The 12,634-nt window shown below is 58.4% G+C and carries 13 protein-coding genes and 3 pseudogenes; 13 read left to right on the forward strand and 3 right to left on the reverse strand.

What is annotated here, in order from left to right; translation table 11 throughout:
* Positions 1–87: 87 nt before the first annotated feature.
* Positions 88–414, forward strand: a pseudogene (locus KHQ28_RS29065) (FAD/NAD(P)-binding oxidoreductase); the annotation flags it as partial.
* A 3-nt stretch (positions 415–417) separates the two neighbouring features.
* On the opposite strand, the gene hpaR reads toward KHQ28_RS29065, so the two are convergent.
* The gene (gene hpaR, locus KHQ28_RS04290; protein ID WP_002887503.1) at positions 418–858 is read right to left on the reverse strand and encodes a homoprotocatechuate degradation operon regulator HpaR; all 441 of its coding nucleotides are present in this window, start codon (positions 856–858) and stop codon (positions 418–420) included.
* A 64-nt stretch (positions 859–922) separates the two neighbouring features.
* On the opposite strand from hpaR, the pseudogene KHQ28_RS04295 reads away from it, so the two are divergent.
* The 12 genes and pseudogenes from KHQ28_RS04295 (at position 923) to KHQ28_RS04350 (ending at position 11,570) form a co-directional block, all read left to right on the forward strand.
* Positions 923–1,087 (forward strand): annotated as a pseudogene (locus KHQ28_RS04295) (hypothetical protein).
* A gap of 57 nt (positions 1,088–1,144) precedes the next feature.
* A complete protein-coding gene (locus KHQ28_RS04300) occupies positions 1,145–1,777 on the forward strand; it encodes a fumarylacetoacetate hydrolase family protein (RefSeq protein ID WP_004146085.1) in 633 nt (210 codons plus the stop codon).
* Positions 1,774–2,538, forward strand: a complete 765-nt coding sequence (locus KHQ28_RS04305; RefSeq protein ID WP_004177534.1) for a fumarylacetoacetate hydrolase family protein — start codon at positions 1,774–1,776, stop codon at positions 2,536–2,538. The genes KHQ28_RS04300 and KHQ28_RS04305 overlap by 4 nt, the downstream gene beginning before the upstream one ends.
* Complete coding sequence (gene hpaE / locus KHQ28_RS04310) at positions 2,535–4,001, forward strand: 5-carboxymethyl-2-hydroxymuconate semialdehyde dehydrogenase (protein WP_012737355.1); 1,467 nt, start codon at positions 2,535–2,537, stop codon at positions 3,999–4,001. The genes KHQ28_RS04305 and hpaE overlap by 4 nt, the downstream gene beginning before the upstream one ends.
* A 1-nt stretch (position 4,002) precedes the next feature.
* The gene (hpaD, locus tag KHQ28_RS04315) at positions 4,003–4,860 is read left to right on the forward strand and encodes a 3,4-dihydroxyphenylacetate 2,3-dioxygenase (RefSeq protein WP_021313600.1); all 858 of its coding nucleotides are present in this window, start codon (positions 4,003–4,005) and stop codon (positions 4,858–4,860) included.
* A 9-nt stretch (positions 4,861–4,869) separates the two neighbouring features.
* Positions 4,870–5,250 carry a 5-carboxymethyl-2-hydroxymuconate Delta-isomerase gene (locus tag KHQ28_RS04320; RefSeq protein ID WP_032418080.1) on the forward strand — a complete coding sequence of 127 codons (381 nt, stop codon included), beginning with the start codon at positions 4,870–4,872 and terminating at the stop codon, positions 5,248–5,250.
* Positions 5,251–5,358: 108 nt separating this feature from the next.
* A complete protein-coding gene (hpaH, locus tag KHQ28_RS04325; RefSeq protein WP_002887487.1) occupies positions 5,359–6,162 on the forward strand; it encodes a 2-oxo-hept-4-ene-1,7-dioate hydratase in 804 nt (267 codons plus the stop codon).
* Between the two features lie 10 nt (positions 6,163–6,172).
* Positions 6,173–6,970: a 4-hydroxy-2-oxoheptanedioate aldolase gene (hpaI, locus tag KHQ28_RS04330; protein ID WP_032418081.1), complete on the forward strand. Its 798-nt coding sequence runs from the start codon at positions 6,173–6,175 to the stop codon at positions 6,968–6,970.
* A 21-nt stretch (positions 6,971–6,991) separates the two neighbouring features.
* On the forward strand, positions 6,992–8,350 hold the full coding sequence (gene hpaX, locus KHQ28_RS04335) for a 4-hydroxyphenylacetate permease (protein WP_004211337.1): 1,359 nt from the start codon (positions 6,992–6,994) through the stop codon (positions 8,348–8,350).
* A 9-nt stretch (positions 8,351–8,359) separates the two neighbouring features.
* A complete protein-coding gene (hpaA, locus tag KHQ28_RS04340) occupies positions 8,360–9,250 on the forward strand; it encodes a 4-hydroxyphenylacetate catabolism regulatory protein HpaA (protein ID WP_004192167.1) in 891 nt (296 codons plus the stop codon).
* A gap of 225 nt (positions 9,251–9,475) precedes the next feature.
* Positions 9,476–11,038: a 4-hydroxyphenylacetate 3-monooxygenase, oxygenase component gene (hpaB, locus tag KHQ28_RS04345; RefSeq protein ID WP_002887473.1), complete on the forward strand. Its 1,563-nt coding sequence runs from the start codon at positions 9,476–9,478 to the stop codon at positions 11,036–11,038.
* A 19-nt stretch (positions 11,039–11,057) separates the two neighbouring features.
* Positions 11,058–11,570 carry a 4-hydroxyphenylacetate 3-monooxygenase reductase subunit gene (locus KHQ28_RS04350; protein ID WP_032418083.1) on the forward strand — a complete coding sequence of 171 codons (513 nt, stop codon included), beginning with the start codon at positions 11,058–11,060 and terminating at the stop codon, positions 11,568–11,570.
* A 74-nt stretch (positions 11,571–11,644) separates the two neighbouring features.
* On the opposite strand, the gene KHQ28_RS04355 is transcribed toward KHQ28_RS04350, so the two are convergent.
* Both KHQ28_RS04355 and KHQ28_RS29070 read right to left on the reverse strand, forming a co-directional pair.
* A complete protein-coding gene (locus tag KHQ28_RS04355; RefSeq protein ID WP_072198304.1) occupies positions 11,645–12,355 on the reverse strand; it encodes a transcriptional regulator in 711 nt (236 codons plus the stop codon).
* Positions 12,356–12,482: 127 nt separating this feature from the next.
* Positions 12,483–12,634 (reverse strand): annotated as a pseudogene (locus tag KHQ28_RS29070) (hypothetical protein); the annotation flags it as partial.

Below are 12,634 nucleotides of genomic sequence, written 5' to 3' on the forward strand. Positions count from 1 at the left end.
AACTGATCCTCTGCTGCAGCACGGGCGGCCTGCAGGCGGTGGCGGATAAGATGAACCAGGCCGGAGGCGACGTGACGAATATCATTGAGCAAGCGCTGCTCCCGGCGCTGGCAGCGCTTCGCCGACGCCATAAACCGCACCTTCCGGCTGGCGGAGTCGTTGAAAAACGCGGCGACGCCGGAGAGCCTGCTGTGCCGTTGCGAAGATGTGCGCTGCGGCGACGTAGCTGCCGCCGACGACTGGCTGCAGGCCAAACTGACCCAGCGCTGCGGTATGGGCACCTGTCAGGGGCGCACCTGCGCCGCCAGCGCCCGCTGGCTGTATGGCTGGCCGCTGCCGCAGCCGAGAGAGCCGCTGTCCCCCGCCCGCGCGGAAACGCTTATTGCCCTCGCCAGGCTGAACGCCGAGCCGTAACCGCTACTCTTCTTCATCACCGCGCCCGGCAGGGACGCCAAGCGCAATAAACTCCTCCAGCAGGGAGGTCAGTTGCTGCAGCTTTTCCGTGGTGAACTGGGCCTCCAGCAGGCGATAGGTTTCTTCCACCTCCGCCTGGGCGCTTTCGTACAGCGCAGTTCCGGCAGGCGTCAGCGAGACGTACAGCTTGCGCTGATCGTTAACTGGCTTTAAGCGCAGCACCAGCCCATCCCGCTCCATGCGCGTCAAAATACCGGTCAGGCTGGGGCGCAGGATACAGGCGCGAAAGGCCAGATCGTGAAAGTCCATCGACGGACGTTCGGCGAGAATTCGCACGATCCGCCACTGCTGTTCGGTGAGATTGTGTCGTTTGACGATCGGTCGAAAGTAGGCCATCGCCGCTTCACGCGCCTGCAACAAGGCAATGGTTAATGAATCATGCATAGTATCCCCTCAACAGCCTCACCAAAAACTTATTAATAACTTAATAATTAGCGTTAATCCTGCCATGTACAACCGGTTTCTGCACCTGAAAAGTACCAGTCTTTTCCTGAATAATATTCAATCTATTGATTTATAACAAATAAGTAATTGTTATGTAAATATTGTGTTAATCCGATCACAAAACATTCACTTCCAGTTGCTAAACCTCAGCGCAAAGCATAAAAGATGATCATTAATATATTAACGAAATCCCTTTGAACCGAAATCTGTCCCAGAGGAGTGGTGAATGAAAGGTACCATCTTCGCCGTTGCGCTCAATCATCGCAGCCAGCTCGACGCCTGGCGCGAGGCGTTTCAACAGGCCCCCTACAAGACGCCGCCGAAAACCGCGGTCTGGTTTATCAAGCCGCGCAATACCGTAATTGGCGATGGCGAAGCGATCCCGTATCCGCAGGGCGAGACCGTACAAAGCGGCGCAACGGTGGCGCTGATTGTCGGCAAAACCGCGCGTAAAGTGGCGGCGGAAGAGGCGGCGAACTATATCGCCGGCTACGCGCTGGCTAACGATGTGAGTCTGCCGGAAGAGAGTTTTTATCGCCCGGCGATCAAAGCCAAGTGCCGCGATGGCTTCTGCCCCATCGGCACGCTATCGGCGGTACGCAACGTCGACGATCTGACCATCATCACCGAAATTAACGGCCGCGAGGCGGATAGCTGGCATACCGGCGATCTGCAGCGTAATGCCGCGCAGCTGCTGAGCGCCTTGAGCGAATTCGCCACCCTCAATCCCGGCGACGCGATCCTTATCGGCACGCCCCACTCTCGCGTCACGCTGCGCCCCGGCGACCGGGTACGTATTCTCGCCGACGGTTTCCCGGCGCTCGAAAACCCGGTTGTCGCAGAAGGAGAGCTGGCATGAAACAGGCACGCATTGAATGGCAAGGACAGGTACGCGACGTGCTGGTCAATGAACGCGACCAGGTGCGCCTGGACGATGGCACGGTATTAAAAGAAGGTGAATTCCGCTGGCTGCCGCCCGCCGACGGCACGCTGTTCGCGCTGGGGCTGAATTACGCCGACCACGCCAGCGAGCTGGAATTTAAACCGCCAACCGAGCCGTTGGTATTCATCAAAGCGCCGAACACCTTTACTGGCCACCAGCAGCAGTCGGTACGCCCGGATAACGTCGAATACATGCACTACGAAGCCGAACTGGTGGTGGTGATTGGGAAAACCGCGCGCCGCGTCAGCGAAGCCGAGGCTATGGATTATGTCGCCGGCTATACCGTGTGCAATGACTACGCGATCCGCGACTATCTGGAAAACTACTACCGCCCGAACCTGCGGGTGAAAAGCCGCGACACCCTGACGCCGATCGGCCCGTGGATCGTCAGCAAAGAGGCGATCCCGGATCCGCATAATCTGGCCCTGCGCACCTGGGTCAACGGCGAGCTGCGCCAGCAGGGCACCACCGCCGATCTGATCTTCAGCATCCCGTTCCTCATCGCTTATTTAAGCGAATTTATGACCCTGCAACCGGGCGACATGATCGCCACCGGCACGCCGAAAGGGCTATCCGACGTGGTACCGGGCGACGAGGTGATCGTTGAAGTCGAGGGCGTGGGCCGCCTGGTCAACCATATCATCAGCCAGCAAGCGTATGAGGAGACACTGTCATGAAAAAGATTAACCATTGGATCAACGGTAAAAACGTTGCCGGCGCAGACTATTTTCATACCACCAACCCGGCCACCGGCGAGGTGCTGGCGGAAGTCGCCTCCGGCGGCGAAGCCGAAATCAACCAGGCGGTAGCGGCGGCGAAAGAGGCCTTCCCGAAGTGGGCTAACCTGCCGATGAAAGAGCGCGCGCGCCTGATGCGCCGCCTGGGGGATCTTATCGATCAGAACGTCCCGGAGATCGCGGCGATGGAAACCGCCGATACCGGCCTGCCGATCCACCAGACCAAAAACGTGCTGATCCCGCGCGCCTCACACAATTTCGAATTTTTCGCCGAAGTGTGCCAGCAGATGAACGGCAAGACCTATCCGGTCGATGACAAGATGCTGAACTACACCCTCGTGCAGCCGGTTGGCGTCTGCGCGCTGGTGTCGCCGTGGAACGTGCCGTTTATGACCGCCACCTGGAAGGTGGCGCCGTGCCTGGCGCTGGGGAATACCGCGGTGCTGAAAATGTCCGAGCTGTCGCCGCTGACCGCCGATCGTCTGGGCGAGCTGGCGCTGGAGGCCGGGATCCCGGCTGGCGTGCTCAACGTGGTGCAGGGCTATGGCGCCACCGCCGGCGACGCGCTGGTGCGCCATCATGATGTGCGCGCCGTCTCCTTCACCGGCGGCACCGCCACCGGCCGCAATATCATGAAAAACGCCGGCCTGAAAAAGTACTCCATGGAGCTCGGCGGAAAATCGCCGGTGCTGATTTTTGAAGACGCCGATATCGAGCGCGCGCTTGACGCCGCGCTGTTCACCATCTTCTCGATCAACGGCGAACGCTGCACCGCCGGCTCGCGCATCTTTATTCAGCAGAGTATCTACCCCGAGTTCGTTAAACGCTTCGCCGAGCGCGCCAATCGCCTGCGCGTAGGCGATCCGACCGATCCGAACACCCAGATCGGCGCGCTGATTAGCCAGCAGCACTGGGAGAAAGTGTCCGGCTACATTCGCCTCGGCATCGAAGAGGGGGCCACCCTGCTGGCTGGCGGCGCGGATAAACCGTCCGACCTGCCGGCGCATCTGAAAGCCGGCAACTTCCTGCGCCCGACGGTGCTGGCGGATGTCGACAACCGTATGCGCGTCGCCCAGGAAGAGATTTTTGGCCCGGTCGCCTGCCTGCTGCCGTTCAAAGACGAAGCGGAAGGGCTGCGCCTGGCGAACGATGTGGAATACGGCCTGGCGTCGTATATCTGGACCCAGGACGTCAGCAAAGTGCTGCGTCTGGCGCGTGGTATTGAAGCCGGGATGGTGTTCGTCAACACCCAGAACGTGCGCGACCTGCGTCAGCCGTTCGGCGGCGTGAAGGCCTCCGGCACCGGCCGCGAAGGCGGCGAGTACAGCTTTGAAGTGTTCGCCGAAATGAAAAACGTCTGCATCTCGATGGGCGACCATCCGATCCCGAAATGGGGAGTCTGATATGGGTAAGTTAGCGTTAGCAGCAAAAATCACTCACGTGCCGTCGATGTATCTGTCTGAGCTGCCGGGGAAAAACCACGGCTGCCGTCAGGGCGCGATCGACGGGCATAAAGAAATTGGCAAGCGCTGCCGTGAAATGGGCGTCGATACCATTATCGTGTTTGATACCCACTGGCTGGTCAACAGCGCCTACCACATCAACTGCGCCGACCATTTTCAGGGCGTCTACACCAGTAACGAACTGCCGCATTTCATTCGCGACATGACCTACGACTACGACGGCAACCCGGAGCTGGGCCAGCTTATCGCCGACGAGGCGGTGAAGCTCGGGGTGCGTGCCAAAGCGCACAATATTCCCAGCCTGAAGCTGGAGTACGGCACCCTGGTGCCGATGCGCTACATGAACAGCGATAAGCATTTCAAAGTGGTGTCCATTTCCGCCTTCTGTACCGTTCACGACTTTGCCGATAGCCGCAGGCTGGGCGAGGCCATCCTCAAGGCCATCGACAAATATGACGGCACCGTGGCGGTGCTGGCCAGCGGTTCGCTGTCGCACCGCTTTATCGATGACCAGCGCGCCGAAGAGGGCATGAACAGCTACACCCGCGAGTTTGATCATCAGATGGATGAGCGCGTGGTGAAACTGTGGCGGGAGGGCAAATTCAAAGAGTTCTGCACCATGCTGCCGGAGTACGCCGACTACTGCTACGGCGAAGGCAACATGCACGACACGGTGATGCTGCTCGGCCTGCTGGGTTGGGATAAATACGACGGCAAGGTGGAGTTTATCACCGAGCTATTCGCCAGCTCCGGTACCGGCCAGGTTAACGCCGTGTTCCCGTTGCCAGCGCAGGCGTAAGGGGGCCCCATGCCGCATTTTATCGCCGAATGTACCGACAACATCCGCGAGCAGGCCGATCTGCCTGGGCTGTTCGGCAAAGTCAACGAGGCGCTGGCCGCCACCGGCATCTTTCCGATCGGCGGGATCCGCAGCCGCGCCCACTGGCTGGATACCTGGCAGATGGCCGACGGCAGGCAGGATTACGCCTTCGTGCATATGACCCTGAAGATCGGCGCCGGGCGCAGCCTGGAGAGCCGTCAGGACGTGGGAGATATGCTGTTCGCGCTGATCAAATCCCACTTCGCGACGCTAATGGAGAGCCGCTATCTGGCGCTGTCGTTCGCCATGGAAGAGCTCGACCCGACGCTGAACTACAAACAAAACAACGTGCACGCGTTATTTAAATAATGTGCAAATTGCCCGGTGGCGCTGCGCTTACCGGGCCTACAACGGCCATGAATTTGTAGGCTGGATAAGCGAAGCGCCATCCGGCAATGCAATGCCACAGGAATCTCTATGCTCGATAAACAGACCCGTACCCTGATTGCCCAGCGGCTGAACCAGGCCGAAAAGCAGCGTGAACAGATCCGCGCGATCTCGCTGGATTATCCGTCGATCACCATTGAGGACGCCTACGCCGTCCAGCGCGAGTGGGTCGAGATGAAGATCGCCGAAGGCCGCGTGCTCAAAGGCCACAAGATCGGCCTGACCTCTAAAGCGATGCAGGCCAGTTCGCAGATCAGCGAGCCGGACTACGGCGCGCTGCTCGACGATATGTTCTTCCACGACGGCAGCGATATTCCCACCGACCGCTTTATCGTTCCGCGTATCGAAGTCGAGCTGGCCTTCGTGCTGGCCAAACCGCTGCGCGGCCCGAACTGTACGCTGTTTGATGTCTACAACGCCACCGACTACGTTATCCCGGCGCTGGAGCTTATCGACGCGCGCTGCCACAACATCGACCCGGAAACCCAGCGTCCGCGCAAAGTGTTCGACACCATCTCCGACAACGCCGCCAACGCCGGGGTGATCCTCGGCGGCCGGCCGATTAAACCGGACGAGCTCGACCTGCGCTGGATCTCCGCCCTGCTGTATCGCAACGGCGTAATTGAAGAGACCGGCGTCGCCGCGGGCGTACTCAATCATCCGGCCAACGGCGTGGCCTGGCTGGCCAACAAGCTGGCGCCGTACGATGTCCAGCTCGAAGCCGGGCAGATTATCCTCGGCGGCTCCTTCACCCGCCCGGTCCCGGCGCGCAAGGGCGATACCTTCCACGTCGACTACGGCAACATGGGCGCCATCAGCTGCCGCTTTGTTTGAGGAGAGCAACATGAACAACGCATTTAAAGAGGCGCTCAAGGCCGGGCGTCCGCAAATCGGCCTGTGGCTGGGGCTGTGCAGCAGCTACAGCGCCGAACTGCTGGCCGGCGCGGGCTTCGACTGGCTGCTGATCGACGGCGAACACGCGCCCAACAATGTACCAACGGTGCTGACCCAGCTGCAGGCCATTGCGCCCTACCCCAGCCAGCCGGTGGTGCGTCCGTCGTGGAACGATCCGGTGCAGATCAAACAGCTGCTGGATGTCGGCGCGCAAACCCTGCTGGTGCCGATGGTGCAGAATGCCGAAGAGGCGCGGCTGGCGGTCAGAGCCACCCGCTATCCGCCAGCCGGCATCCGCGGCGTCGGCAGCGCGCTGGCCCGCGCCTCACGCTGGAATCGCGTCCCGGATTATATCCACCAGGCCAATGACGCCATGTGCGTCCTGGTACAGATTGAGACTCGCGAAGCGCTGAAAAATCTGCCGCAGATCCTCGATGTCGACGGGGTAGATGGTGTGTTTATCGGCCCGGCGGATCTCAGCGCTGATATGGGCCACGGCGGCAATCCGCAGCACCCGGAAGTGAAGGCCGCCATTGAAGATGCCATCCAGCAAATCCGTCAGGCCGGCAAGGCGCCGGGGATCCTGATGGCCAATGAACAGCTGGCGAAACGCTATCTCGAACTGGGCGCGCTGTTCGTCGCCGTCGGCGTCGATACCACCCTGCTGGCCCGCGGCGCAGAAGCGCTGGCGGCCCGGTTTACCCACACCGCAACCACCACAACCGATAACAATAAATCCGTCTATTGAACGGATAATGTGGAGCGCAACATGACTACCTCTACCCTGCAACACAATGATAATAAAGCCGTTGAAGTAGAAAACCGGGTGATCAAAAAGCTGTTCCGCCGCCTGATTACCTTCCTGTTTGTTCTCTTTGTTTTCTCATTTTTGGATCGAATTAATATCGGCTTCGCCGGTCTGACGATGGGTAAAGATCTCGGCCTGACCTCCACCATGTTCGGCCTGGCGGCGACGCTGTTCTACGTCACCTACGTGCTGTGCGGGATCCCCAGCAATATCATGCTGGCGAAAGTCGGCGCGCGCCGTTGGATCGCCGGGATCATGGTGGTCTGGGGGATCGCCTCGACCTGCACCATGTTCGCCACCAGCCCGCATACGCTGTACATCCTGCGCATGCTGGTCGGCATCGCCGAGGCCGGTTTTCTGCCGGGGATCCTCGTCTATCTGACCTGGTGGTTTCCGGCCTACCATCGCGCCCGCGCCAACGCCCTGTTTATGATCGCCATGCCGGTGACCATGATGCTCGGCTCGATACTTTCCGGCTATATCCTGGCGCTCGACGGCCTGTGGAACCTGAAAGGCTGGCAATGGCTATTTCTGCTGGAAGGCCTGCCGTCGGTGGTGCTCGGCGTCGTCACCTGGTTCTTCCTCAACGACACGCCGGATAAAGCCAACTGGCTGGACAACGAAGAGAAACAGGCGCTGAAGGCGATGATCGATCGCGAACGGGAACATGCGGCGATCGTCCCGGCTTCGCCGCGTTCCACGCTGCGCGAAGTACTGACGCCAGCGGTGCTGATGTATACCCTCGCCTACTTCTGCCTGACCAATACCCTCAGCGCCATTAATATCTGGACGCCGCAGATCCTGCAGAGCTTCAACACCGGCAGCAGCAACATCATGATTGGCCTGCTGGCGGCGATCCCGCAGTTCTGCACTATTTTCGGCATGATCTGGTGGAGCCGCCGATCCGACCGCCGCAAAGAGCGCAAGATGCATACCATCCTGCCCTACCTGTTCGCCGCGGCAGGTTGGCTGCTGGCTTCGGCAACGCACCACAGCCTGATCCAACTGATCGGCATTATTATGGCTTCGGTGGGATCCTTTACCGCGATGGCCATTTTCTGGACCACCCCGGATCGGGTGATCAGCCTGCAGTCGCGCGCGGTGGCGCTGGCGGTGATCAACGCTATCGGCAACGTCGGCTCTGCCGTCAGCCCGCTGTTGATCGGCATTTTGCGCGATACCACCGGCAGCTTTAGCTCCGGGCTGTGGTTTGTCGCCGGATTACTGATCGTCGGCGCGCTGGTGCTTACCCGCATTCCAATGAGCCAGCGTGAGGACGCCGCCGCCACGCCGGGCTTAGCGGCGCAAAAAGGCCACTAAGGAGCGGGTATGTGCCAGCATTCCATCGCCAACATCGACATCAATAAAGATTACGACGAGAGTCTGGGTACCGAAGAGGTGCACTACCAGTCGTTCTCCCGCATGGCGGCCTTTTTTGGCCGCGACATGCAGGCGCATCGCCACGACCGCTATTTCCAGATGCACTACCTTGATACCGGACAGATTGAGCTGCAGCTTGATGACCATCGCTATTCGGTGCAGGCGCCGCTGTTTGTGATAACGCCGCCCTCGGTACCGCACGCTTTTATTACCGAGTCCGATAGCGATGGTCATGTGTTGACGGTCCATGAGGAGCTGATCTGGCCGCTGCTGGAGGTGCTTTATCCCGGCACGCGGGAGACCTTCGGCCTGCCGGGGATCTGCCTGTCGCTGGCGGATAAACCCGACGAGCTGGCGGCGCTGGCCCACTACTGGCAGCTGATTCGCCGGGAATCTACCGCCCAGTTGCCGGGGCGGGAGCATACCCTGGCGCTACTGGCGCAGGCGGTCTTTACCCTGCTATTGCGTAACGCAAAGCTCGACGATCACGCCGCCAGCGGGATGCGCGGCGAGCTGAAACTATTCCAGCGCTTTAACCAGATGATCGACGGCCACTACCATCAGCACTGGACGGTACCGGATTACGCCAGGGAGCTGCATCTGACCGAATCGCGGTTGACCGACATCTGTCGCCGCTTCGCCAACCGTTCGCCGAAGCGGCTGATATTCGACCGTCAGCTGCGCGAGGCGAAGCGCCTGCTGCTGTTTTCCGATAGTGCGGTCAATGAGATAGCCTGGCAGCTGGGGTTTAAAGACCCCGCCTATTTTGCGCGCTTTTTTAGCCGCCAGGTCGGCTGCTCGCCCAGCAGCTACCGGGCGCAAAAAGTACCGGTGTCGTAATACCCCGGCGGCGCTGCGCTTGCCTGGGCTACAGACCGTAGGGCGGGTCAGCGCCGCGCCAGCCGGTAAAAGTTGCAGAGATCACAAAATTCACTCCCGCCTGAAAAGTACCCGCCGTTGTCGCAAACGTCCCTTCACGACAAGCGCCATAACCGCTTCAATTAAACAACAAAAACAAAACATATATTTAACATCATTATTCCGATAAATACTGAAGAGGCCCCTATGAAACCTGAAGATTTCCGCGCCGACGCGAAACGCCCGTTAACTGGCGAAGAGTATTTAAAAAGCCTGCAGGATGGCCGCGAAATTTATATCTACGGCGAGCGCGTGAAAGACGTCACCACGCATCCGGCCTTCCGTAATGCCGCGGCCTCCGTCGCTCAGCTGTACGATGCGCTGCACAAACCGGAGATGCAGGATTCCCTGTGCTGGGGCACCGATACCGGCAGCGGCGGCTACACCCATAAATTCTTCCGCGTGGCGAAAAGCGCCGACGATCTGCGCCAGCAGCGCGACGCCATCGCCGAATGGTCGCGCTTAAGCTACGGCTGGATGGGCCGCACCCCGGACTACAAAGCCGCCTTCGGCTGCGCGCTGGGCGCCAACCCGGCGTTTTACGGCCAGTTCGAGCAGAACGCCCGCAACTGGTACACCCGCATTCAGGAAACCGGCCTGTACTTTAACCACGCGATCGTCAACCCGCCGATCGACCGCCACAAGCCGGCTGATGAAGTGAAGGATGTCTACATCAAGCTGGAAAAAGAGACCGATGCCGGGATCATCGTCAGCGGCGCGAAAGTGGTCGCCACCAACTCGGCGCTGACCCACTACAACATGATCGGCTTCGGCTCCGCACAGGTGATGGGCGAGAACCCGGACTTCGCGCTGATGTTCGTCGCGCCGATGGATGCCGAAGGCGTCAAGCTTATCTCCCGCGCCTCCTATGAGATGGTCGCCGGCGCGACCGGATCGCCGTACGACTATCCGCTTTCCAGCCGTTTCGACGAGAACGACGCGATTCTGGTAATGGATAAGGTGCTGATCCCATGGGAGAACGTACTAATTTATCGCGACTTTGACCGCTGCCGTCGCTGGACCATGGAAGGCGGTTTTGCCCGCATGTACCCCCTGCAGGCCTGCGTGCGTCTGGCGGTAAAACTGGACTTTATCACTGCCCTGCTGAAGCGTTCTCTGGAATGTACCGGCACCCTCGAATTCCGTGGCGTGCAGGCCGACCTTGGCGAAGTGGTGGCGTGGCGCAACATGTTCTGGGCGTTAAGCGATTCCATGTGCTCGGAAGCGACGCCGTGGGTCAACGGCGCATGGTTGCCGGATCACGCCGCGCTGCAGACCTATCGCGTGATGGCCCCGATGGCCTACGCCAAGATCAAGAACATCATCGAGCGCAACGTCACCAGCGGCCTGATTTATCTGCCGTCCAGCGCCCGCGATCTGAACAACCCGCAGATCGATCAGTATCTGGCGAAGTACGTGCGCGGCTCCAACGGTATGGATCACGTTGAACGCATCAAGATCCTCAAACTGATGTGGGACGCCATCGGCAGCGAATTCGGCGGCCGCCATGAACTGTATGAGATCAACTACTCCGGTAGCCAGGATGAAATTCGCCTGCAGTGTCTGCGCCAGGCGCAGAGCTCCGGCAATATGGACAAAATGATGGCGATGGTCGACCGCTGCCTGTCCGAGTACGACCAGAACGGCTGGACGGTGCCGCATCTGCACAATAACGCTGATATCAACATGTTGGATAAGCTGCTGAAGTAATTCACAGCGGGAGGTCATAATGCAATTAGATGAACAACGCCTGCGTTTTCGCGATGCCATGGCCAGCCTGTCGGCTGCGGTTAACGTTGTCACCACCGCAGGCGAAGCCGGCCGCTGCGGCATTACCGCCACGGCGGTATGCTCGGTGACGGATACGCCGCCATCGGTGATGGTTTGTATCAACGCCAACAGCGCGATGAACCCGGTGTTTCAGGGTAACGGCAAGTTGTGCATCAACGTGCTGAACCACGAACAGGAAATCATGGCCCGTCATTTCGCCGGGATGACCGGGGTGACGATGGAAGAGCGGTTTGCCCTCAGCGGCTGGCAGCAGGGCGCGCTCGGGCAGCCGGTGCTGAAGGGCTCGCTGGCCAGCCTCGAAGGCGAAATTAGCCAGGTGCAAACCATCGGTACCCACCTGGTGTATCTGGTGGAGATCCGCAATATTTCCCTGAGCCCGCAAGGGCACGGCCTGATTTACTTTAAACGCCGTTTCCACCCGGTGATGATGGAAATGGAAGTCGCAGTCTAAAATCCGCGCCCAGGTTTACTTATCGCCCGATACGTAAACCTGGCGCTTAATATGCGTCTTCTCACCCGCCAGCCTTATTCAACAGCGCGACATGAAGCCCAATCAAAACGTCCACCGCCGCGGAAATTTTGTTCTCGGTAGTCTGCAGGTAATGTTAAATGCCAACCTTTTCGCCTGGCGGTACAGGCAATAACCGGAAACTGAGAATAATCTATAGCATCATGAATAAATTGATGTTTACCTATATTTGTTAAAAAGGCGTCTCCCCGATTCCAGATAGCTTTTTTTAACCTGATATTCCAGGTCTGATAGCTTTCGCCAGCAATTGTGTAACCTTCACCTTCAGGCGCTTTTTTGGTCCAGTCAATCTCGCCGCCATCGTATAAATATTGCCATACAGCATAGCGTTCAAGGGTAAACTGGCTGGGTAAAGTACTGACATTTTTAGAATCGATTTTATCGAGTAATTGCGGATTCGCTAACAGTAGCGCCATGGCTTTATGCATGTAACCCAACATAATATCGGGACGTTCGGGCACTCCCTCTTCTGCTTCAAACAAAGAGATATAAGCGAGATATAGCGCATCATCACGCACTTTTTGGCCGTTCGCCGCGGCGTTGGCGACGATTTTCGCCGCCCGATATTGTAAACTTCCCCAGGATTCCTCACCGCTAACAGGCCTGTAGCGATTATTGTATTTTTCTCCCGTCAGGTAGCCCTGAGCTGCATTTAAATCGTTAGCGTTTAACGCCGATTTAGCGCGCTGATGGTCGGATAAGGTCATTATATTGCGCCCCGTATTTCTGGCAATATAATACGACTGACGACAATCAGAAAGGATCATAACCATAATGACCATGGCAATAATTCTAAAAAAAATCTTATACATTCTCACCGTTAAGTCCTTTAATTTATTTATAAATATAATGTTTGGAAACTTGTCTCGGTTCGATGTATAGCAAAACGGTTACCCGACCTTTTTTATAAGTACGTTGCCAGGTTGAACAATTTGTTATTTTATTCAGATCTAATCTTTTATTATACCACTCCTGCTGTTTTGCAA

The sequence above is a fragment of the Klebsiella sp. 28 genome, assembly GCF_018223905.1.
Lineage (GTDB): Bacteria > Pseudomonadota > Gammaproteobacteria > Enterobacterales > Enterobacteriaceae > Klebsiella > Klebsiella pneumoniae.

Bases quoted from the DNA above. Each gene is read 5' to 3' on its own strand.
- hpaR (WP_002887503.1), bottom strand. From the start codon at position 858: ATGCATGATTCATTAACCATTGCCTTGTTGCAGGCGCGTGAAGCGGCG.
- KHQ28_RS04300 (WP_004146085.1), top strand. From the start codon at position 1,145: ATGAAAGGTACCATCTTCGCCGTTGCGCTCAATCATCGCAGCCAGCTC.
- KHQ28_RS04305 (WP_004177534.1), top strand. From the start codon at position 1,774: ATGAAACAGGCACGCATTGAATGGCAAGGACAGGTACGCGACGTGCTG.
- hpaE (WP_012737355.1), top strand. From the start codon at position 2,535: ATGAAAAAGATTAACCATTGGATCAACGGTAAAAACGTTGCCGGCGCA.
- hpaD (WP_021313600.1), top strand. From the start codon at position 4,003: ATGGGTAAGTTAGCGTTAGCAGCAAAAATCACTCACGTGCCGTCGATG.
- KHQ28_RS04320 (WP_032418080.1), top strand. From the start codon at position 4,870: ATGCCGCATTTTATCGCCGAATGTACCGACAACATCCGCGAGCAGGCC.
- hpaH (WP_002887487.1), top strand. From the start codon at position 5,359: ATGCTCGATAAACAGACCCGTACCCTGATTGCCCAGCGGCTGAACCAG.
- hpaI (WP_032418081.1), top strand. From the start codon at position 6,173: ATGAACAACGCATTTAAAGAGGCGCTCAAGGCCGGGCGTCCGCAAATC.
- hpaX (WP_004211337.1), top strand. From the start codon at position 6,992: ATGACTACCTCTACCCTGCAACACAATGATAATAAAGCCGTTGAAGTA.
- hpaA (WP_004192167.1), top strand. From the start codon at position 8,360: ATGTGCCAGCATTCCATCGCCAACATCGACATCAATAAAGATTACGAC.
- hpaB (WP_002887473.1), top strand. From the start codon at position 9,476: ATGAAACCTGAAGATTTCCGCGCCGACGCGAAACGCCCGTTAACTGGC.
- KHQ28_RS04350 (WP_032418083.1), top strand. From the start codon at position 11,058: ATGCAATTAGATGAACAACGCCTGCGTTTTCGCGATGCCATGGCCAGC.
- KHQ28_RS04355 (WP_072198304.1), bottom strand. From the start codon at position 12,355: ATGACCTTATCCGACCATCAGCGCGCTAAATCGGCGTTAAACGCTAAC.